Source organism: Vagococcus sp. (genome assembly GCF_036639995.1).
In the GTDB taxonomy this organism is placed as follows: domain Bacteria; phylum Bacillota; class Bacilli; order Lactobacillales; family Vagococcaceae; genus Vagococcus.
This window is the reverse complement of sequence record NZ_JAVWHO010000004.1, coordinates 1-21,060: the sequence shown is the minus strand read 5'-3', so window position 1 is coordinate 21,060 and position 21,060 is coordinate 1. Positions and strand designations below refer to the sequence as shown.

Below are 21,060 nucleotides of genomic sequence, written 5' to 3'. Positions count from 1 at the left end.
TTACCAATTGAGTACAGCATAAATAATGATTGCTAATAAAATAGCAACTATAACAATAGCTTTATTTAGCCATGTATTTCTTTTTTTATTTTTATTAATCTCTCTAACCCGACTTCTTGTTAAAATCTGATCTTCTTGCTTTTTTTGCGGGGAATCCGATACGTTTGACTCCTTATTTTTTCTAAACATAATTAACTCCTTATTTACTATTTAATTCCCAATAAAGAATAGCGTACATTGTTTTGGCGTCACAAATTTCACCAGTAGCAACTTTCTCTTTGGCTTCTTCTAAAGACAATTCAATCAATTCCAAAAACTCATCTTCGTCTTGAGGAAGTGGATTATCAATTTTAATTAATTCTTTAGCTTCATACATATAAAGCATTTCATTACAAAAACCTGGTGACGGTACAAATCTCGCTATTTCCTCGATTTTTTTACATTGGTAGCCAGTTTCTTCTTCCAATTCTCTTTTAGCTGTTTTTAAGGGATCTGTTTCATCCTTTTCTATTTTTCCTGCTGGTATCTCTAGAATACTTTTTTCTAATACTTTTCTAAATTGTTTAACAAAAATCATTTTTTTCTCTTTTGTGATCGCTAAAATACCGACTCCACCATTATGAAAAACCAATTCTCGCTTAGATGTGCCTCCATTTGGAAGTAGCACATCATCCACAACAACATCAATTATTTTACCATTATATATCATTTCTCTTTTTATTGTTTTTTCTTCAAATTTTTCTTTCATTATCTTCTCCTCAAGTCTCTCTTTTATATTAAGCTTATGATACCTTTTAAAAATAGGCTTTTCAATATTAAACCTTATTTTTATTTATTGTAAACTCTTTAAGAATAAATAAATCAATCCATAGACTGATATCTAAATTAATTCTCTATGTTAAAATGTTTTTAAGATCACAGGTGAAAGCCAAATACTAATAGGAGTGAAATCGTATGAAAAATAATAGAAAATCAAAATTGAGGAACATTGTCGTTGTCATTCTTGCCCTAATTGTGATTAATTTCATTGTAGATGCAGGAAGTGGCTTGCTAAATTTCGCTGTCTCAGCCGCCTTGTTTGTTGCGATTGTTTATGCGAGCTGTCTACTATTTAAAATGATATTCTCGAATAAATCAGAAAAAGCCACAAGAGAAATGCCTCAATTAACTAAGGAAAAAGTTGACCATTATTCAGAATTCGGTATGTCGGAACAAGAAATCGAATTCTTTAGAGAAACTATGGCAACTGCTAAGCAAAACATTGCTGAACTTGAAAACAATATGAACGAAGTTGCAAAACTTAAAGCAATTAACTTAAGATATGATACACTTAAAGCATCAAAAGCAATGTTTAAAGAAATTGTTAAAGAACCAAATAAATTGCATCAATCTGATCGTTTTCTTTATAATCACTTGCCAAATTTGGTAGAATTAACTAGTAAGTATGTTGAGATTAACAACCACGAACTAAAAAATAAAAATACTTTTGATGCGTTAAATCAAAGTGCCGAAGCAATTGAAGAAGTTTCACAATTAATTGTCAAGGACTATTCCGACTTCGTTAGTGATGATCTTGATGACTTAGATGTAGAGATTTCAATTGCTAAGCAAAATATTGACCGAGAAAAAGAACTAGACGAATACCGACAAAAAAAGGAGCAAATTTAAATGACTGATGAACTAAATAACGATGTATTAAAAGATGTAACACCTGTTAGTGATACTTTAGATGATTTATTAAGTAACCCGTTTGAAGCCCCTGATACAGCTAAATTAGCGACACAGGAAGACAAAAAATTACAAACTAATACATCTACTGCAACAAAAGTGATTGATAAATTACCAGAAGATCGACAAAAACAAGCCCGTGATCTAGCAGCTCAAATCGATACAAGTGATAGCCAAGCTGTTTTAAGTTATGGTGTTGCTGCTCAACAAAAACTAGGTGAATTCTCTCATACAATGCTAAATCACGTGCAAGCCCAAGACATTGGTCCAATGGGAGATTCTTTAACTGAATTAATGTACCGTCTAAATGAAGCAAGTCCTAGTGAACTTGAAGCTCAAGATAAAAATATTTTTAAACGCATGTTTGGTAAAGTAAAACAGTCTGTCTACGAAATCACAGCAAAATACCAAAAAATTGGAGCACAAATTGATAAAATTGCAGTGAAGCTTGATAAAGAAAAAAATGGATTATTACAAGATAACTTAATGCTTGAACAACTTTACCACAAAAACAAAGACTACTTTGATGCACTAAATATTTACATTGCTGCTGGCGAAGTAAAAATAGAAGAACTAGAAACCATTACCATTCCAGAAGCAATGAAAACTGCTGAAGCTAGTGGGGACCAAATGGATGCTCAAATTGTTAATGATTTAAATCAATTTGTTGATCGCCTAGAAAAAAGAACATACGACTTAAAACTAGCGCGACAAATTACTATCCAACAAGCACCACAAATTCGTTTGATTCAAAACACAAATCAAGCCCTAGCTGAAAAAATTCAAGCATCGATTAACACAGCTATTCCTTTGTGGAAAAACCAAGTGGCTATTGCTCTTACCTTGTTAAGACAAAAAGATGCTGTTACAGCGCAAAGACAAGTATCTCAAACAACAAACGATTTGTTATCTAAGAATTCAGAAATGCTAAAAATTTCAGCAATTGAAACTGCTGAAGAAAATGAACGTGGCATTGTTGACATTGAGACATTACAAAAAACACAAAACGACTTAATTGAAACGATTCAAGAAACCCTTCGAATCCAAAAAGAAGGAAAAGAAAAACGTCGTAATGCTGAAATTGAATTAACTGTCATGGAAGAAGATCTTAAAAATAAATTACTAGAAATGTCTAATCAACACTAAAAAGCTAGGAAGTGAGTCGAACATCAATCGACGACTTCCTAGTTTTCTTTTTCCCATAAAGGCAACTTTATTAACTCATAACTCTTTGAATCTAAATTTGTTACTGTGATCCCTAGTAACCTAATACCTCTTTCAAGTAAGTCAAATGAATCCCATATCTGCTTTGCATGAAAAAATAAATCTTCTTGGGCATCCACATAATCAGGTAACGTTACTCGTCTTGTAAAAGTTTCGTAATCCTTATCTCTCACTTTTAAAACGACTGTCTTACCATGAAGTTGCACTCGATGTAATGAGTTTGCCACATCAGCTGCCAATTCTCTAAGCTGCACAATAACTGAATCTTCCGTTACTAAAGGCTTACCAAATGTATTCTCTCTGCCAACCGATTTTCGGTCACGATGTGGTTCGACTGGAGAATCATGAATTCCTCTTACTTTTCTATATAAAGAGTATCCCATCTTCCCAAAATTTTGAATCAAATCCATCTCTGACTTTTCATATAAATCTGCTCCTGTATATATACCCAATTCATGCATTCTAGGAACCGTTTTTTTCCCTACTCCGTGAAAATCTTCAATTGGTAATTTTTTCAAAAATTCAACAGCATGCTCTGGTAATATCAAAGTCATCCCTTTAGGTTTTTCAAAATCTGATGCTAATTTAGCTAAAAATTTGTTATAACTAACACCAGCTGAACAAGTTAAACGGAGCTTTTGCCAAACTTCTAATTGAATCATTCGGGCTATTTTTATGGCACTTTTTATATTCTTTTTATTGACTGTAACATCAAGATACGCTTCATCTAGTGAAAGCGGCTCTATCATATCTGTGTATTCATGGAATATTTTATGGATTTCTTTTGATATCTCCGCATAATGCGCTCTATTTCCTTGAACAAAATTAGCTTTAGGACATAGCTCATAAGCTTTTTGCGCACTCATTGCTGAATGAATACCATATTTTCTGGCTTCATAATTAGCAGTGGTTACTACACCTTTTCCTCCTGTATCACGGGGATGTTTAGCAATAACAAGTGGATGACCAATTAACTCAGGATGGTCTCTTTCTTCTACGGAGGCATAAAAAGCATCCATATCAATATGAATTATTTTTCTTGATGTATCTACTTTTAACGGAAACCTTAATTGATTAGACACTTTTTTCGCTACCTCCAGAACATACGTTTCTATTCCCATTATAAAGGATAAAACAAAAAAAAACCACTAAAGCCGTCGCTCTAGTGGAAATGAAGGTTGTTATTTACTCTCACTCTCGGTAGGAGTTAAGTATGAAAAAACCAATTCGGGAAAATTGGTATGAGTGCATGTTACTATAAATTAGTTAAATCAATTTGATTAATTACTAGCAATACAGTAAAAAAAGAATGAGAATCATCTCATTCTTTTAGAAACTTGTCCACTCTTCATCGTCTTCTTGTGCTTCAGCGTTTGTTGGAATTAAGAAACGATCTTTAGCTAAATCATTATAGAAAGCAGCTTTTGTTGCACTCATATAAGGATTAACCCATAACATAGCAATTCCAAATGTCATAAATCCTAATAAATACCAACCAATAAAGCTCAGGTCAATCCAGAATAAACGTCCCTTATGACCTTTCATTAAGCTTCTACTTTCGGTAATAAAAGTTGTCGCTCCCATACTTCTTACATCACTATGTTCTGCTAAATCTTTATAGATAAAGTTTGACTGTGAATAAGAATAATGCTTAACAAATGCTGGAATTACTAAAGCAAAAGACCACAACGTTTTAAAAATATACATTAATAAATTGATTAAAAAGACGGGAACAAAATCAATACCATTAAAGACCCTAAATGCATCTTTAAATTCAATTGGCTGCTCCTCCCTCTTTCGAATAACATCTAAAAATGTAAAAGCTATTCCAATTGTTAAAAATGATAAAACAAAACTAATAATCGGGGTTATACCATAAGAGGTAAAACCTACATTAGTATTATCAAATAGATCTTCAAAATCTGTTGAGTCTAAATTATCATTGATTTCATTTTTGATATCCGAACGAATAGATTCACTACTTTCTGGGGAATATTCTTTAGAACTAGAACCAAAATCTGTTGCCATAAAAAATGACATTAAAAAGATAATCCCTATCGTAAAGAGTGCAACAAAAAACATGCCAATAATTTGAATAATAGAAGGAATTAGATTAAGCAATACAGCATCTTTCCATCGCCCTCTTAAACTATCTTTTGCTTCTCTTTTTAGTTGACTTGATGTTTTATACACGATTTCTCTCCTTCCTTTTATTAAAAGTATTTTACCATTTTTTAATCTATTTCACTAGATTTTTCTTTAATTAATTAACATTTCGATTTGTTTGTTACCTTTTAAAAGAACTAACTTTACAGATGTTACTTTTCTTTCTTTAATTTGCTCTAATGCTTGACGGTACAAATTTAATTGTCCTGTATATTTTTTCTTAATCACTTCTATTTCTTCTTCACTTGCTGTTTCAGAAATATAATCTGTCTTAAAGTCGTATAGAATAAGCTCATCTTCGGTTTCTAAAAAGCCATCAATAATCCCATGAATTAATAATCGATCTGTATCTTTACCTTCAAAGTTACTAAAAATTCTTTTTGCTTCTAGTAACAAAGAAAAAGGTTGTTCCCTTTTTACATGTTCAACTTGCTCAATTAATTTTTGTCCAAAAACAGAATTAAAGAAGTTCACAATACTTTTTTGATCAATTTTAACAGCAACTTCTTCTTCCAATACACCTTTTGTCACTAATGATAAAATTAAATCATTAATTTCTGATTCTGTTGGTGTATGTGCTAAATCTACTGTTTGCATAATTAAATGGGTTGCCGTTCCTATTTCAGCTCCAGTGACACCTTTCATTTTAGTTAAAAATTTAGGTTTGGCTAATTCCTCTCCCACAATTCGATTTCCTGATAAACTCAAAGGTTTTGATAAATCTAACACTTGTAGTTCTCTATTATCAGGGTCTTCAAAGACACGCTTAATTTCTGAGACTGATTGGTAACTTGTCGTTACGGTCGCTGATAAATCAGAATATTTAGCATTTAATTGTTCTACAATTTGTTTTAAAAACTGAGGGTCCGGTTTGTCTATTTCTATCTGTTTAGATTCTATCATTTTTTCTTTTTCAACTATGCTTTGACTAATATCTTCTTTTGAATAAAACGTAATCGTAAAATTACCAGGTAAATTTCCCAATCCTTTTAAAGGCTCAAGCATAATTTCTGGATATGCTTCGATTGTTTTAGGATGTCGAATGACACTCATTCCCACCCATCCCATTAAGCTCTTATGAGACAAACGACCGCTTGTAGAAAGAACTCGGTGATCAGATGTTACGTTCTGTTGCCATTTTTTTAATGCTTCTTCCTTATTTTTATAAGACCCAACTAAAAATAACTTTTCCTCTGCTCGAGTTAAGGCGACATATAATTTTCGCATCTCTTCTGCTAACATTTTTCTTTTCTTTTGCTCTCTAATAATAACAAAAGGCATTGTCTCATACTTTACACGTTGTTCGTTATCTAAATATTTTACACCAGCACCTAATGCTTCATCAAAGATGTAAGGCTGATTATTAATATCTGTCATATTAAACTGCTTAGTCATATCAAGAACGAAAACCACTGGAAATTCCAACCCTTTACTAGCATGAATTGTCATTACACGTACCGCATCTTCATTTTCATTTAATTCATTTGGTTCTGCTAAATCTTTATCCTTTGCCTGCATTTTTTCAATAAATCGAATAAATTGAAAAAGTCCCTTAAAATTCATTTCCTCATAAGCTGTTGCTCTTTCATATAAAGCGTGAAGATTTGCTTGTCTTTGTTTACCAGAAGGCATACCACCAACATAGTCTAGCAGTCCTGTATCTTGATAAATTTGCCAAATTAATGTGACTAACTTTTCACGTCTAGCAAGCTCTCGCCAATTCAGAAAATTTTGATGGAATTCCGATATTTTTTGATACAACTCCGTATTACCAGTTTCTTCTTTTAAGTAGCTTTTTAAGGCATCATAATAATAACCCTTAATATTAAACTGTCTAATCTTAACTAAGTCATTTTCTTTAATGCCAACAATTGGTGAGCGTAAAATTGCCGCTAACGGAATGTCTTGAAGAGGATTATCAATTATTTGAAGTAGAGCTACCATAATCCTTACTTCTGTTGCCTGAAAATAATTCTGTGTGTCATTGATAAAAAGTGGAATATCTAACTCTTTAAACTTATCAAGAATAACTAAATTATTTTTCTTTGTCGGGCTCAAGAGAACAATGTCTTGATACTTTATTGGTCGAGACTCTTTTTTCTTTTTATCAAAAATTGGAAACTGACTCTCTACTAATTCTTGAATTTTTTTACCAACTAGTAGTAGCTCTCCTTCTGTTTTATCATCAATTGAGAAAGTTAACTCTAATTCATTAATCTCTTCTTCCTCAGACTCACTTTCAAATATCAAAATTTCAGTGTCATGATTCGAACTTTCAGGATAACCTGTAAAACCTGTAATCAACTCAGCACTTGTATCATACTCAATTTGGCCTAGTTCCTTATCCATTAACTGAGTAAACACTAAATTAGTAAAATCAAGGACACTTCCACGTGAACGAAAATTTTCAGCCAAAATAATGCGGCGGCCATCTTCTTCTGTTTTATACTGTTCATATTTTTCAATAAAAAGGGTTGGATCAGCTAAGCGAAATGCATAAATCGATTGTTTCACATCTCCCACCATAAATAAATTCCCAGCATCCTCATCCACTTTTCTTAACCAATAAAGGATACCTTCTTGAAGTCTATTCACATCTTGATATTCATCTACTAGAACTTCTTTAAATTTATTACGATAATAATTGGAAGCTTCAGAGGCTTGCCACTCACCTGCTTCTAGTTGTCTAAGAATAGCTAAAGTAAAATGTTCTAGGTCATTAAAATCAACTAAATTTTTCTTTTCCTTTTCCTTGCTAAACGCTGCTAAATAAGTTTGGCAAACACTTACCATTTCTTCAACTAATGGTTTAGTCGCTTTCATTAGTTCCACCATTTTTTCAGGTGATAAACTGAAATAATTTTTTTTAACAATTGCCACTTGTTTCTTTATTAAATCACGTTCTGCTTTGATGCCCTCATAAAAATCCATGACTTCATCTGTACTTGTTTTTTTACTAGGACCTTTGATAACAGCAAATTTTAACGTTAAAAAAGCTTGATAACAGCTATCCAAATCATTTGATTCAATATGTAAAAGCAGTTGATTAATCGTTATTAAATCCGTTTCAAGGACACCAACAGTTTTTTCGAAATCCGGTTCACCTTTTATTTGGTTAATCAGACCTTCACTTTGTTCTTTAACAAGTGTTAGTTCCTTTAAAATACTTGGCTTCATAAAATCTTGATATAACGGACTTTCACTTAAACTATTTTCAATATCATAGATACTGGGCAATCCTTCAAGCCATTTATTTGGATCTGTATTAGATTTAGCAAAATTGGCTAATGAAAAAATTAAATTAGTTAATCCATTGTCATTTCGATCATTAGAAAAATTTTCTGTTAGTAAATAAAAAGATTCTTTTTTTTCTCCATACAATTGTTCTCTAACGTCATCCCAGACATCTTCTTTTAATAAAGCTATTTCTGTTTCATCTGTCAGTAAACGAAAGACTGGATCAATATGAATCAAATAATAATATTTTCTAATCACAGTCAAACAAAAAGCATGTAGAGTACTAATTGAAGCCGTTGGTAATAAGCCTAATTGCTTTATTAAATGTTGGCGTTTGTCACTATCAATCTCTTCATTAATTGCTGTTTGAACTGCCACTTGAATTCGCTGTTTCATCTCTTTTGCTGCAGCTTCTGTGTACGTTACAATTAATAATTCATTAACATTTGTTCCATTTTTAATTTTTTGTATGACTCGCTCAACCAACACTGTTGTTTTTCCTGATCCGGCGGAAGCTGAAATTAAAAGGTTGCTCCCACCATCATAAACAGCTTGCCATTGTTTATCTGTAAAATGACTATTCTCAGGTTTTAAAGGTAGGGTGACTTTACTCATCTTCGTTTTCCTCCGGTTTCATCTTCATCATTTCTTCTTTATCTATTGGATCAATGCGGTGATAATTGTTTTCTTTTAGCATCACATCAAATTGACAAACACTTCTAAAAGGACAATACTCGCAAGCAATTCTTGTTTGTCCTTTATACGCAGGATTCAATTTGGTTTCACCATTAAAAATAGCCTCACCAGCGTCGTTATATTTCTTTTGATTATTCTCTATTAACCAATCTAATTCCGTTTCAGAAACAAATTTTGCTGACTTCATGGTTCCTTTTTTTAATTGCTCATAAGGATACACACTAGATTTAACCCCTAAATCAATTGTTTTATCTAATTTTTCTAACACTTTTTCTTCTTTGATAAGTAAACCATCGTATTTAAACGCTTTTAGCATTTCCTCATCAAGTGACTCTTCGGTTAACTTTTCAGAGCCAGTTAACACTGGATTTTGAACGTGCATATGAAAAGCACCAGCTGCTTTTGCTTTTTCACCGACTAAATTAACCGCATTTTTTAACGCCACATCTAAATAAGTTATCATCTGTAACGCTAAACCGTAATACGCATCGACAAAATCAAAATTATGTTTACTAGATTTATAGTCAATAACAGAGAGATAAATATCTTCATCAATTTTCATTTGATCTATTCGATCAATTTTCCCTCGAACTTTTAATTTTTTTTGATTCATTAACTCAAAATCTAAACTATCTAACCCTTTTTCCTGAAGTGCTTGACCAAATAAAACTTCAGTTTGAATAACATCCATATTACTCCGCTCACTCTGACGCTTTAAAGACCAACTCACACGCTGAATCGTTTTTTCTAGCTGGTATTTAATATAGTTCATTCGATTGGTTGTATTTAAAATAGCAAATTTATCCTCACCAAGAACCTTCACTAAAACAGCCTGTGTTAACTCTTTAATTTCACCTTTTGATAACTGACTTAGAACTAGTTTTCTTTGAACCAATTCTTTAAAGAAAAGATCTAAAGATTCATGATAAAAGTCTCCCGTAGCAGCTGGTGAGAGTTCAAATTGATCTCTTTCTTTTAAACCTAAACCATACATTAAAAAATATTTGTACTGACATTTATAAAAATTTTCGATTTTAGAAACGGAAGCATACACAGTATCCCCATATAGTTTTTCAACAGACACTTGATTAAGATTTTCTGGGATATTTTGATGGGCTAAACTTGATAATAAACGTTTAGTTTTAACCTCTTGTTTTTTCAATAAGCGATTTTCTAGTTGAGTAAACAGCCAAGGGATCGGATATTTTTCATCAAGTAAGTCTCGCTTAAATCTAACCCATTGACTAAGTAAAACATCATCCGTTGAAAAATCCGTAAGAGAAACTTCTTTTGTTAAATCAAACCCTTGGGAGAATATTTTCTCCTCTATTCTCAATTGGTTTTTTAATACTTCTAGATAAGGAGAGATTTTTAATTCTTTACTTGCTTCACTATTTCTTGGATAAGAAATAATCATTTTATCAGTCGCCGACATCAAAGATAAATAAAAGACAAAAGGTTCTTTTGCATTATCTTTTGTTAAATCTCTTTTTAGAAATTTATCATCTGGTAATGTTTCTTTTAGAAAAGCACGTTCTTCATCTGTTAGTAGTGTCTTGTTTTCAATTTTTCTTGGTAATTCTTGATCTGTTGCTCCAATAATAAATGTTACCTTACTTTTTTTAGCACGAACTAAATCCATTGATGTTATCACTAACTGATCAATAGTTGTAGGAACCTTACTGTATGATAACCCTTCTAAACCAGTTTTCAATACTTGAGAAAATTCATTCAAATCAAACGCTAACTCTCCCATAAGTTCCGTATATTCATCTAATAACGTGATCAAAGACTGCCATGTCTGCTCATGATTTCTTGCTTTAACTAAATTTCCCCGTGATAACTCTTGGTCTCTCATAAATAAAAGTTGTTTTTCAACACCTGCATCAATTAAAAAGTCATAAAACAAAAGACTTGCCTCTTTACCTAATGAAACAGCTTCAAGTTTTTTAAAAAAAGGGGCAATAGTTTCTTTAATTAATCGACGAATACTATTAGATTTTTCTTGAATCACTTGATCTGAATCATTGTTCACTTCTTCTGAGTCGTAATGATAATTAACATATTTCCAGTCTTTTGATTTTATCCAGTCCACACCGCTATAACCATAAGCTAAAACAACATTTTCTGTATAATCTATGCGTTGTCTAAAATCTGACATCTGTTTTTCCCAGCTGTTAGTTGTTTCAATTGTTACATTCTCAGGGAAAAATAATTCTGATCTTAAAAAACGAAGAACATCACGGTATTGATAAAAATGTTGGTGCATATTAAAAAGTGATTGAATAAAGTCTACCAATGGATGATGTTTCATTTTTTCTTCTTGATTAATGTAAAAAGGAATATCATTTGCAGTAAAAATAGGAGCTGCTACTTGTTGATATCTCTCAACATCGCGAGTTAGAACAACAATATCTTGATATCGGTACCCTTCATTTGTCACAAGTTGACGAATTTTTTTAGCAATAGACATCACTTCTGTATAAGGATTACTGCATTGCCAAATTTCAAGTGCGCCATCTAATTTACCAATAGAAACAGATTTTTTTACCGATTTGTGTGCATTTTGCCAAACCGTATCTATCACTCCCATGGCCTGATTTGACTCAATATCTACTTTTTTATCAACTAATACAGGTAGACCATTTGATTGAGCTAAAAAAAGTAATTCTTGATATAAAACACCTGTATTAAAAAATAAATCCAAAGATTCAGGTGCCTTTTGCGTATATTTTTGATCAAGAACCAAAGCTATTTTAAAATTACCTGACACAAGCATCAGTTGCTCGATTAACTGTTTTTCAACGGCTGTAAAATTGGTGAAACCAGAAATAACAAACATAATATTCTTCAATTCTTTATTAATTAAAAATTCGGATAGTGACATTAATAAATCATGTCCATCGCAGTTCAACTCAATTAATTTTTTTGAATAAGCATCAAAAATCAACTGAATATCTTTAAATTTAACGTTCAAATCTTCATCCACATTGCCTTCTCCTGACAATGTTAATGCTGCTCCTAAATCCTCTGATAAAACGGACCCCTCTTGTAATTCATCGAAAATCTCGATGAGTTGCTCCACAAATCCAGGTTTATTGATTTCTTGTTTAAACAATTTTAACTCAGATTCAATTTCTATTAAGACCTGTCTCAAAACCATATATTTTCCAGAATCAGACAGTTTTTGTTTTTGATATTTTTCTGTGTTTTGTAAAAAGAACCAAGCAAGTCTTGAAAAGCTAAAAACTTGTAGTCTCATACTTACCATGTGTTCCCAATCTTTATAACGAGGTAGTGTTGATAACTCGTTTAAAACATTAATTTCTGTTTCAAATTTAACATGGTTAGGAACTAAATAAAAAACTTCATGAGCAGCTGATTCTTCTAACCACGCATTAGATTGCGCGATTAATTCTTTTGTGTGATTAGCACCTGCTGGACCAATAATAAATTGAATACTCACAACCTCATACCTTTCTTACTTTAATAGTAGGTCTAGTTTATCATAACTAGATTAATTTTCAGATGGAAGACCTTTATTTTTTCTACCTCATAGAATTATTATACGAATTTACGTTCGCTAAGTAAATATCCATATAACAAAAAAAGCATGGATTTCTCCATGCTTTACTTCACTGTACCCCATTTTGATGGTGGCCAATAGGAAACTTTTACGTTACCTAAAATGTCATCTTTTTTAATAAAACCTACCATTCGGCTGTCTTTTGAATTTTGTCGATTATCTCCCATAACAAAAAAGTGACCTTCTGGAACTTTTTTCTCACCTAATAACTCTTCCATTGAAAAATCTTGCGTTAAAGGTAATCCGTAAGGTACTTGAATATCAGTTGGGTTATTCTTATACTCATCTAAATACGGTTCATTGTATTTTTTATCATTAATATACAATTGATCATCTTTAAATTTAATCGTATCACCTGGCATACCAATAACACGTTTTATATAATTCTTACTTGGGTTATCTGGAGCTGGGAAAGTAACAATATCAAATCGTTCGACTTCAGATTGTTTCAAAGCAATAACTCTTTCTCTATCCACCATAGTTGGGTTCATTGAGTTACCAGAAACATTAGTAGGTGAAAAAATAAACATTCTAAGTAGTAAGAGAATGATGACCAAACCACCAAACCAGACAACATTACTTATAAATTCTTTTTTACTCATGGATTCACTTCTCTCATTTTTGATTCATTCATTATTATATTTTACCATATAGAAGTTTTTGTGAACAGATTGAGATGATTATTTATTATTTATCATCCAAAGTGTTAACTTGTTGACTTAAGCTAAAATTTTTATTTCCTATCATTTTAATTCATGGTATATTGTCATATATGATTATTTAAAGGGGAGGTTTTTTTATTAACGAAAATAAGTCTTACGGTCTCTCTACCGCAACCGCAATGATTGTTGGTATTTGTGTAGGATCGGGTATTTTCTTTAAAGTTGATGATATTTTGACATTTACTGGTGGCAACGTCTTTCTTGGTGCTCTTGTTTTTATTATCGGAGCGTTTAGTATCATTTTTGGTAGTATCTCATTATCAAATTTAGCAGCTATCTCAAATAAAAGCGGCGGTATGGTCGGGTACTTTGAAGATTTTTATTCTCAATCTATAGCTTGTGCTGTTGGTTGGTTTCAAACATTTCTTTATTACCCAACAATTGCAGTTGTTGTCGCATGGGCAGCAGGTATCTATACTTGTTTACTTTTTGGGTTACCAGATAATTTAGATTTACAAATGGGGATTGGTTTTATCTATCTTTTATTTTTCTATCTGATGAATATTATTTCAAGTAAATTAGGTGGTCAATTTCAAGTTATTTCCTCTGTAGTGAAATTAATTCCCTTAATTGGTGTTGGAATTGTCGCAATTTTCTTTAAACAGCCACAACCAGAAATACCTGCAAACGTTGAGCCCATTCATCTAACCAATGTGGGGATGGGATGGCTTGCAGCACTTGCTCCAACCGCCTTTTCTTATGACGGATGGGCGATTTCCTTAAGTATTTCTGATGAGGTAAAAAATCCAAAGAAAAATATGCCTTTGGCTTTAACCATCGCGCCTATTATCGTCCTTTTTGTTTATCTATCTTATTTTCTTGGAATGAATAAAATACTTGGACCTGAATATATTCTTTCAATGGGAGATGGCGCTGTTATGACTATTGGTAATCTACTCTTAGGTAAAAGTGGAGAAGTCGTTATTCTCGTGTTTATTTTAATTTCGATGCTTGGTGTTGTTAACGGGGTATCTCTTGGGCACATTAGAATGCCTTATGCCTTAGCAACTAAAGAAATGATTCCTTCCTCCAAAAAAGTGATTCAGAATAACAAAGGGATTTTTAACAATTATTCAGCAATGATTGGTCTTTTCTGTGGTATATTTTGGTTCTTTATTCATTATATTACACAAAAATTTGGCTTAATAAAAACTGGTGACATTAGTGAAATTGCTATTGTTTTTGGTTATCTTTTTTACAGTATTTTATATATTAAAGTGATGATGCTCTATAAACAAAAAGTGATTCATAACTTCTTTACCGGGATTATTTCACCTATCCTCGCATTGATTGGCGGTTTAATTATCATTTTAGGTGGTTTTTCTTCAAATCCCGCTTCTATGACTATCTTTTTTGGCATTTGTTCGTTCTTTTGTTTGTCAGGTTATTTATTTTATAAGAAACAAAAAAGCTAAATTTTTAGCTTTTTTATTTTATTCATCCGTATTAACCATTTCAATAAATTCAGTAAAGGAGATGACTTTTATCTTGATATCCATTTCTAATGCCAACTCTTTACTATCAAATGTTAAACTATCGTCCATCACATATATATCTTTTCCTAGTCCACTACAAAGACCCAATTCAAAATAACTCCTTCTATCCATTTCTCCATTTAAAATAATCAAATCAGATTGTGCCAGACACTCCTTAAGCATATTAATATCATTAACATCCCCTGTTGAAAAAATAGTAACATCTTCAAATAAAAAACTATAAGCACCCTCTATAAAATAGCTAATGTCTATTAAAATTTCTGTTGATTGATTACTTGGTTTAATGAAATATAGTTGATTCATCTGTATAACCTCCTATTTTTTTATTACTAGTTGTATTATACTAACGCTATAACTATAAAGGAAGTGGTTCAACATGGAAGAAAAAAATACATTTCATATTAACGGTTATTTAGGATTATTTATATTACTTGCTATGATTGGTGCAGGAGGATATCTCTTTTACTTAACCATTATCAACGAGACTCTCACTACAGCCATTTTTGGCACTTTAATTTGGATTATCTCAGCTCTTTTCATTAGCTCATTGACAATTGTGGGTCCTAACCAAGCAAAAGCCATTTTATTTTTTGGTAAGTACTTAGGTACAATTAAAGATAACGGATTATTTATCACAACACCTCTTACTCAAAAAATCTCATTATCTTTAAAAGTAAGAAACTTCAACACAGCACTTTTAAAAGTCAATGATTCTGATGGTAACCCTATCGAAATTTCTGCTGTGGTTGTTTTTAAGGTAGTTGATTCTGCAAAAGCTTTGTTCTCTGTCGATAACTACCGTGATTTTGTCGCTATTCAAAGTGAAACAGCTCTTCGCCACATCGCGTCACAGTACCCTTACGATACCTTTGAAGATGAAGATATTACCTTACGTGGGAATACTACAGAAGTTTCTGAAAAATTGAAAATAGAACTTGAAGAGCGTTTATCCATTGCTGGTGTGGAAGTTATTGAAACAAGACTTAATCATTTGGCTTACGCAACTGAAATTGCTAGTGCTATGCTACAAAGACAACAAGCTCGGGCGATTCTTTCTGCTCGCCAAACCATTGTAGAAGGAGCAGTCTCTATGACCCAAATGGCATTAGAACAAATTCAATCTGAACAAAATATTGAATTGAATGACGACAGAAAAGTACAATTAATCAATAACTTACTTGTTTCAATCATTACTGATAAAGGAACACAACCCGTTATTAATACAGGAGATTTAAAAGAATAATGACAGATAAAGAAAATAGTTCTCTTATCCAAAACGTTGGCATTGATTTAAGAAATTTGAGAAAAGAAAGAAACTTAACAATTGATCAGCTAGCTCAAGAGTCTGGTGTGAGTGTCATCACCATTAGTAACATTGAAAACGGACGGTCTAATCCAACTTTAAATAGTTTATGGAAATTATCAGAAGCTCTCAGTGTTCCGTTGACTAAAATACTTGGATACACAACAAAACCAACCATCATTTCAAGCTTTTCTGAAAGCTACTTTATTAATGATTTAAATAATGGCTGGGTTGTTCAACCTATTTTTCAAGAAGAAAACATAGAAGTTTTTCGAGTTTCCCTAAAAGGCAAGTGTGCTAACAAAGTTATTAACCAAACAAAGGGTTCAATCGAAATTATTACTGTTATGAAAGGTGATTTAATTCTTAAGGTTGGTGAACAACAATATCATTTATCAACCTTTGATAGTATCAATTTTGATTCCGGCATGGCTCATGAATATATCAATCCTTCAGAAGAAGATCTTTTTTTAAATATAGTTGTTAAATATCAAAACATATAATATAATACGTGTTGCACGTATTATATTATATGTTTTTTTAGAAAGGATTTTTTTGTGAAAAAGAAAATGAATTATATCTTATTACTAGGAATTATCCTAGTTGCAACAAATTTAAGAGCGCCCATTACATCTGTTGGCCCACTTATCGGCATTATTGCTGAGGATTTACAATTATCTGGAGCTCAATCTGGCTTAATTACAACGATTCCCTTATTATCTTTTGCTATTATTTCACCTTTAGCTCCAAAACTAGCGAAAAAGTTTGGTATAGAAAGAACTATATTAATGAGTTTACTTGTTTTAATTGCTGGTTTTGGGGTAAGACTTATTCCTAATATCTGGATGCTCTTTTTAGGTACTATGATTTTAGGTTGTGCAATCGCTATTTGTAACGTTTTAATCCCTGGTCTTGTCAAGAAGGAATTTAGTAATCGCAGCGGTCTAGTTACGGGTTTTTATTCCGTTAGTATGAATTTAACTGGCGCAATTGCTTCTGGTATTAGCATTCCTTTAATTCAAAAATTTGGCTTAAACTGGAATATTGCTCTTAGTATCTGGGGGTTGTTAGCGTTAATCGCCTTAATCGGATGGCTTCCCCAACTAAAAGAAAAACACATTTTAACACCAAGTAATTCAGCACAAAAAGAAACATCTCTTTGGCAATCACCACTTGCTTGGTCTGTTACGTTTTTCATGGGAATCCAATCATTTATTTTTTATGTTTTAGTTGCCTGGTTACCAGAAATGTTAATGTCACAAGGTGTCGCTAATAGTAAAGCTGGTGGGATGTTGTCTCTGCTTCAACTAACACTTTTACCGATTACTTTTATTATTCCAATCGTTGCAGAAAAAACAAAAAATCAAAAATCATTAGTCTTTCTATCTTTCCTATTATTTTCATTAGGGATAAGTGGACTAATGACTAGTCACATGATTATTATTACACTTTCAATTATGAGTATTGGCGTTGCTGGAGGAATTGCCTTTAGCTTATCCATGATGTTTTTCAATTTACGTACAACCACGCCTAAGGAAGCAGCTGAACTATCTGGTATGGCACAATCTGTCGGCTACCTATTGGCTGCTGTTGGTCCCTTTCTATTTGGACTACTTCATGATCAAACCAATAGCTGGAACACCTCTCTTTTCTTATTATTAGGAATTACAGTCGTTTTATTGTTTGTCGGTCTTAAAGCAGGATCAAATCAAAAAGTAAATCAATAAAAAAAATCGCTGATGCTTTTTACGCATCAACGATTTTTTATTTCATATTATAAGCTTTTAAATGTATTTACTACATTTTCAACTGTAAAGCCGAATTTTTCGATAACAGTATTACCTGGTGCACTTGCGCCGAAACGATCAATTCCCATAACTTTACCATCTAATCCAACATAACGTTCCCATCCAAATGTAGCTCCCATTTCGATTGATACACGTTTACGTACGTCTTTTGGAAGAACTGATTCTTTGTAAGAAGCATCTTGTGCTTCAAAGACAGCTAGTGATGGCATTGAAACAACAGATACATCAATACCTTCTTTAGCTAATTCTTTTTGTGCTTCCATTGCTAAGTTTACTTCAGAACCTGTTGCCATTAATATTCCTGCTGGTTTGTCAGCTTTAGAAGCAGATAACACATAACCACCTTTAGCAACGCCTTCGTAAGCTTTTTCTTTAGTGCCTTCTAAAACTGGTAAGTTTTGGCGAGATAAAGCTAAAACAGTTGGTGTTTCAGTAGATGTTGCTGCAACTTTCCAAGCAGCTGCTACTTCATTACCATCTGCTGGACGAATTAAGTTAACGTTAGGCATGCTACGTAAACTTGATAATTGTTCGATTGGTTCGTGAGTTGGTCCATCTTCTCCAACTGCAATAGAATCATGAGTTAATACATAAGTAACTGGTGCTTTTTGAATAGCAGATAATCTAACAGCTGGACGTAAGTAATCAACAAACACAAAGAATGTTGCGCCATAAACGCGAGTTCCACCGTGAAGAGCGATACCGTTCATTGCTGCAGCCATTCCAAATTCACGAACACCAAACCAAATATTGCGACCTTCATAAGTTCCAGGTTCGAAATCTTTTTCGCCAGCAATCATTGTGTTGTTTGAAGATGAAAGGTCAGCTGAGCCACCCCAAAGATTAGGCATTGCTTTTGCTAATTCTTGAATAGCTTCTTTACTTGTGATACGACTAGCAGAAGAATCTCCCACTTCGTAAACAGGTAATGCTTTTTCTAAATCAACAGTTACTTCACCTTTAAAGGCTTCTTCAAATTGAGCAGCAAGTTCTGGATAAGCTGTTTTATATGAAGCAAATAATTCATTCCATTCATTTTCAGCTTTTTCACCTTTAACGATCATGTCTTCGTTAAAACGAGTTGCTACTTCCTCAGGTACTGTAAATTCTGGATAATCCCATCCGTACGCTTTTTTAGCATAAGCTAAACCTTCAGCTCCAAGTGGCGCACCATGAACTTTATTTGTTCCTTGGTTTTCAGCACCAAAGCCAATAATTGTTTTTACTTCAATGATAGTTGGTTTACTTGTTTCTTTTTTAGCTTCTTCAATTGCATTTGAAATAGCTTCTAAATCGTTACCATCTTTTACTAATATATGTTGCCATCCTGTTGCTTCAAAACGACCTTTAACACTTTCACTAAATGATTTATCTAATGGACCATCTAATGAAATATCATTTGAATCATAAAGAACAACTAATTTATCTAATTTTAAATGTCCTGCTAAACTGATAGCTTCTTGAGAGATGCCTTCCATTAAGTCGCCATCACCACATAATGCGTAAGTATAATGATCAACAATATTAAAGTTATCTTTATTATAAGTAGCAGCTAAATGAGCTTCTGCCATAGCAAAACCAACACTCATTGCAATTCCTTGTCCTAAAGGTCCAGTTGTTGCTTCAATTCCATCTGTGTGGAAAACTTCAGGATGTCCTGGTGTCAAGCTATCCCATTGACGGAAATTCTTAAGCTCTGACATTGGTAAGTTGTAACCAGATAAATGAAGTAAACTATATAACATAGATGAACCATGTCCAGCTGATAAAATAAAACGGTCGCGGTCTGCCCAATTTCTTGATGTGTTTGGGTTTACTTTTAAATGTTTTGTCCATAATGTATAAGCCATTGGTGCAGCTCCCATTGGTAAACCAGGGTGACCTGAGTTTGCTTTTTGGATCATGTCCAAGCTTAATGTACGAATTGCGTTAACACCTAATTGATCTGTTTGATCGAACTTCATATAATACATCCTCCTATTTAGGTTAAATTTACTTTTATTATATTCTACCGCTAATTATACTTTTTTGCAAGGCTTTTCACAACTAATGCAAAAAAGAAGAGACTACTTATCTTCCATGAAGTCCCTTATCTTTTTGAATTTCTTTCAATTTATCAGGTGTGACATCGTTACCTTCAGTATCAACCACTTTCATACCTTCAATATGATTGCGCATGCCGCCTCTAAATTTTTGAATGTATTCTTCTCTTAAGATGGCTTGTTCTTTTTTTTCAGTTTCAGTTAAGCCTTCACTTGTTTTTGATTTTTTAGCTAGTTCATTAATACGAGCTAATTTTTCTTTTGATAACATCTTTTGCCCCCTATCTACATTGATATTGCACTTATTATATTAGCTTAAAATCAAAAAAAAAACAATCATTAATAACCCAACAAAGCGAACACCCGTTTGACTTTTTTGTATGCAATATGGTACACTCAAAAAAAAGAGAAACGAGGCCGACTACTTATGACAAAAAAACAGTCTTCAAGACAAGTTGACGTCTTACGATATATCTATGAACAAGTAGAAACACGGGGCTATCCTCCTACTGTTAGAGAAATCGGAGAAGCTGTCAATCTATCATCAACATCTACCGTTCATGGTCACTTATCACGACTTGAAAAAAAGGGCTTGATTGTAAGAGACCCTACAAAACCACGTGCTATTGAGTTGACATCTGAGGGACTTGACGTTATCGGTGTAAAACCAACAACTATCCCAATGTTAGGTGTTGTAACTGCCGGGGAACCCATTTTAGCAGTAGAAGAAGCGTCTGATTTCTTTCCTCTTCCACCGGACTTAAAATATGAAGAGAACTCTCTTTTCATGCTAACAATTCGTGGTGAAAGCATGATCAATGCTGGTATTTTTGATGGTGACCATGTCATTGTTAGAAAACAAGCCACTGCAAGTAATGGAGATGTCGTTATTGCAATGACTGATGAAAATGAAGCAACTTGTAAAAGATTTTTTAAAGAAACTACACATATTCGATTACAACCAGAAAATGATTCATTAGAACCAATCATTTTAGATGACGTTTCTATCTTAGGAAAAGTCGTTGGATTGTATCGAAATCATATTTAAAAAA

Annotated in this window: 17 protein-coding genes; 7 read left to right on the top strand and 10 right to left on the bottom strand. The window is 32.7% G+C overall.

The genetic code is table 11. The features are described from left to right. Both macP and RR554_RS02485 read right to left on the bottom strand, forming a co-directional pair. Window positions 1–189, bottom strand: a complete 189-nt coding sequence (gene macP, locus RR554_RS02490) for a cell wall synthase accessory phosphoprotein MacP (RefSeq protein ID WP_332462714.1) — start codon at window positions 187–189, stop codon at window positions 1–3. A 10-nt stretch (window positions 190–199) separates the two neighbouring features. Beyond that, window positions 200–748 carry an NUDIX hydrolase gene (locus RR554_RS02485; protein WP_332462715.1) on the bottom strand — a complete coding sequence of 183 codons (549 nt, stop codon included), beginning with the start codon at window positions 746–748 and terminating at the stop codon, window positions 200–202. Window positions 749–954: 206 nt separating this feature from the next. Between RR554_RS02485 and RR554_RS02480 the strand changes: the two genes are divergently transcribed. After that, window positions 955–1,668 carry a 5-bromo-4-chloroindolyl phosphate hydrolysis family protein gene (locus RR554_RS02480; RefSeq protein ID WP_332462716.1) on the top strand — a complete coding sequence of 238 codons (714 nt, stop codon included), beginning with the start codon at window positions 955–957 and terminating at the stop codon, window positions 1,666–1,668. Further along, a complete protein-coding gene (locus RR554_RS02475) occupies window positions 1,669–2,874 on the top strand; it encodes a toxic anion resistance protein (protein ID WP_332462717.1) in 1,206 nt (401 codons plus the stop codon). Between the two features lie 38 nt (window positions 2,875–2,912). Here the strand turns inward: RR554_RS02475 and dinB are convergent, their stop codons facing one another. The 5 genes from dinB to lepB all read right to left on the bottom strand — a co-directional run bounded on the left by dinB (window position 2,913) and on the right by lepB (window position 13,239). Beyond that, a complete protein-coding gene (dinB, locus tag RR554_RS02470; RefSeq protein WP_332467355.1) occupies window positions 2,913–4,073 on the bottom strand; it encodes a DNA polymerase IV in 1,161 nt (386 codons plus the stop codon). A 208-nt stretch (window positions 4,074–4,281) separates the two neighbouring features. After that, entirely contained in the window at window positions 4,282–5,145 is an 864-nt protein-coding gene (locus RR554_RS02465) for a DUF975 family protein (RefSeq protein ID WP_332467354.1), read from the bottom strand. Window positions 5,146–5,211: 66 nt separating this feature from the next. Further along, window positions 5,212–8,970: a helicase-exonuclease AddAB subunit AddA gene (addA, locus tag RR554_RS02460; protein WP_332467353.1), complete on the bottom strand. Its 3,759-nt coding sequence runs from the start codon at window positions 8,968–8,970 to the stop codon at window positions 5,212–5,214. After that, a complete protein-coding gene (locus RR554_RS02455; RefSeq protein WP_332467352.1) occupies window positions 8,963–12,517 on the bottom strand; it encodes a PD-(D/E)XK nuclease family protein in 3,555 nt (1,184 codons plus the stop codon). Before RR554_RS02455 ends, addA begins: the two co-directional genes overlap by 8 nt. A 164-nt stretch (window positions 12,518–12,681) precedes the next feature. Next, on the bottom strand, window positions 12,682–13,239 hold the full coding sequence (gene lepB, locus RR554_RS02450) for a signal peptidase I (RefSeq protein ID WP_332462722.1): 558 nt from the start codon (window positions 13,237–13,239) through the stop codon (window positions 12,682–12,684). A gap of 197 nt (window positions 13,240–13,436) precedes the next feature. Between lepB and RR554_RS02445 the strand changes: the two genes are divergently transcribed. After that, entirely contained in the window at window positions 13,437–14,774 is a 1,338-nt protein-coding gene (locus RR554_RS02445; RefSeq protein ID WP_332462732.1) for an APC family permease, read from the top strand. Between the two features lie 18 nt (window positions 14,775–14,792). Here the strand turns inward: RR554_RS02445 and RR554_RS02440 are convergent, their stop codons facing one another. Continuing rightward, entirely contained in the window at window positions 14,793–15,158 is a 366-nt protein-coding gene (locus RR554_RS02440) for a hypothetical protein (protein ID WP_332467351.1), read from the bottom strand. 73 nt (window positions 15,159–15,231) lie between these two features. Here RR554_RS02440 and RR554_RS02435 point away from each other — a divergent pair, with 73 nt between their 5' ends. The 3 genes from RR554_RS02435 to RR554_RS02425 are packed head-to-tail and all read left to right on the top strand — an operon-like array spanning window position 15,232 to window position 17,885. Continuing rightward, window positions 15,232–16,098: an SPFH domain-containing protein gene (locus RR554_RS02435; RefSeq protein WP_332462724.1), complete on the top strand. Its 867-nt coding sequence runs from the start codon at window positions 15,232–15,234 to the stop codon at window positions 16,096–16,098. Next, on the top strand, window positions 16,098–16,661 hold the full coding sequence (locus RR554_RS02430) for a helix-turn-helix transcriptional regulator (protein ID WP_332462725.1): 564 nt from the start codon (window positions 16,098–16,100) through the stop codon (window positions 16,659–16,661). Before RR554_RS02435 ends, RR554_RS02430 begins: the two co-directional genes overlap by 1 nt. Before the next feature lie 54 nt (window positions 16,662–16,715). Beyond that, window positions 16,716–17,885 (top strand): CynX/NimT family MFS transporter, encoded by a 1,170-nt coding sequence (locus RR554_RS02425; protein WP_332462726.1) that lies wholly within the window; start codon window positions 16,716–16,718, stop codon window positions 17,883–17,885. 47 nt (window positions 17,886–17,932) lie between these two features. Here RR554_RS02425 and tkt read toward each other — a convergent pair whose 3' ends face one another. Both tkt and RR554_RS02415 read right to left on the bottom strand, forming a co-directional pair. Continuing rightward, the gene (gene tkt / locus RR554_RS02420) at window positions 17,933–19,930 is read right to left on the bottom strand and encodes a transketolase (protein ID WP_443081198.1); all 1,998 of its coding nucleotides are present in this window, start codon (window positions 19,928–19,930) and stop codon (window positions 17,933–17,935) included. Between the two features lie 106 nt (window positions 19,931–20,036). Beyond that, window positions 20,037–20,279 carry a DUF896 family protein gene (locus RR554_RS02415; protein WP_332462728.1) on the bottom strand — a complete coding sequence of 81 codons (243 nt, stop codon included), beginning with the start codon at window positions 20,277–20,279 and terminating at the stop codon, window positions 20,037–20,039. Window positions 20,280–20,435: 156 nt separating this feature from the next. Between RR554_RS02415 and lexA the strand changes: the two genes are divergently transcribed. Then, a complete protein-coding gene (lexA, locus tag RR554_RS02410) occupies window positions 20,436–21,056 on the top strand; it encodes a transcriptional repressor LexA (RefSeq protein WP_332462729.1) in 621 nt (206 codons plus the stop codon). Window positions 21,057–21,060 lie beyond the last annotated feature (4 nt).

Excerpts from the sequence above, each read along its gene's own strand:
- macP (WP_332462714.1), bottom strand. The coding sequence starts at position 189 with ATGTTTAGAAAAAATAAGGAGTCAAACGTATCGGATTCCCCGCAAAAA.
- RR554_RS02485 (WP_332462715.1), bottom strand. The coding sequence starts at position 748 with ATGAAAGAAAAATTTGAAGAAAAAACAATAAAAAGAGAAATGATATAT.
- RR554_RS02480 (WP_332462716.1), top strand. The coding sequence starts at position 955 with ATGAAAAATAATAGAAAATCAAAATTGAGGAACATTGTCGTTGTCATT.
- RR554_RS02475 (WP_332462717.1), top strand. The coding sequence starts at position 1,669 with ATGACTGATGAACTAAATAACGATGTATTAAAAGATGTAACACCTGTT.
- dinB (WP_332467355.1), bottom strand. The coding sequence starts at position 4,073 with ATGGGAATAGAAACGTATGTTCTGGAGGTAGCGAAAAAAGTGTCTAAT.
- addA (WP_332467353.1), bottom strand. The coding sequence starts at position 8,970 with ATGAGTAAAGTCACCCTACCTTTAAAACCTGAGAATAGTCATTTTACA.
- lepB (WP_332462722.1), bottom strand. The coding sequence starts at position 13,239 with ATGAGTAAAAAAGAATTTATAAGTAATGTTGTCTGGTTTGGTGGTTTG.
- RR554_RS02440 (WP_332467351.1), bottom strand. The coding sequence starts at position 15,158 with ATGAATCAACTATATTTCATTAAACCAAGTAATCAATCAACAGAAATT.
- RR554_RS02435 (WP_332462724.1), top strand. The coding sequence starts at position 15,232 with ATGGAAGAAAAAAATACATTTCATATTAACGGTTATTTAGGATTATTT.
- RR554_RS02430 (WP_332462725.1), top strand. The coding sequence starts at position 16,098 with ATGACAGATAAAGAAAATAGTTCTCTTATCCAAAACGTTGGCATTGAT.
- tkt (WP_443081198.1), bottom strand. The coding sequence starts at position 19,930 with ATGAAGTTCGATCAAACAGATCAATTAGGTGTTAACGCAATTCGTACA.
- RR554_RS02415 (WP_332462728.1), bottom strand. The coding sequence starts at position 20,279 with ATGTTATCAAAAGAAAAATTAGCTCGTATTAATGAACTAGCTAAAAAA.
- lexA (WP_332462729.1), top strand. The coding sequence starts at position 20,436 with ATGACAAAAAAACAGTCTTCAAGACAAGTTGACGTCTTACGATATATC.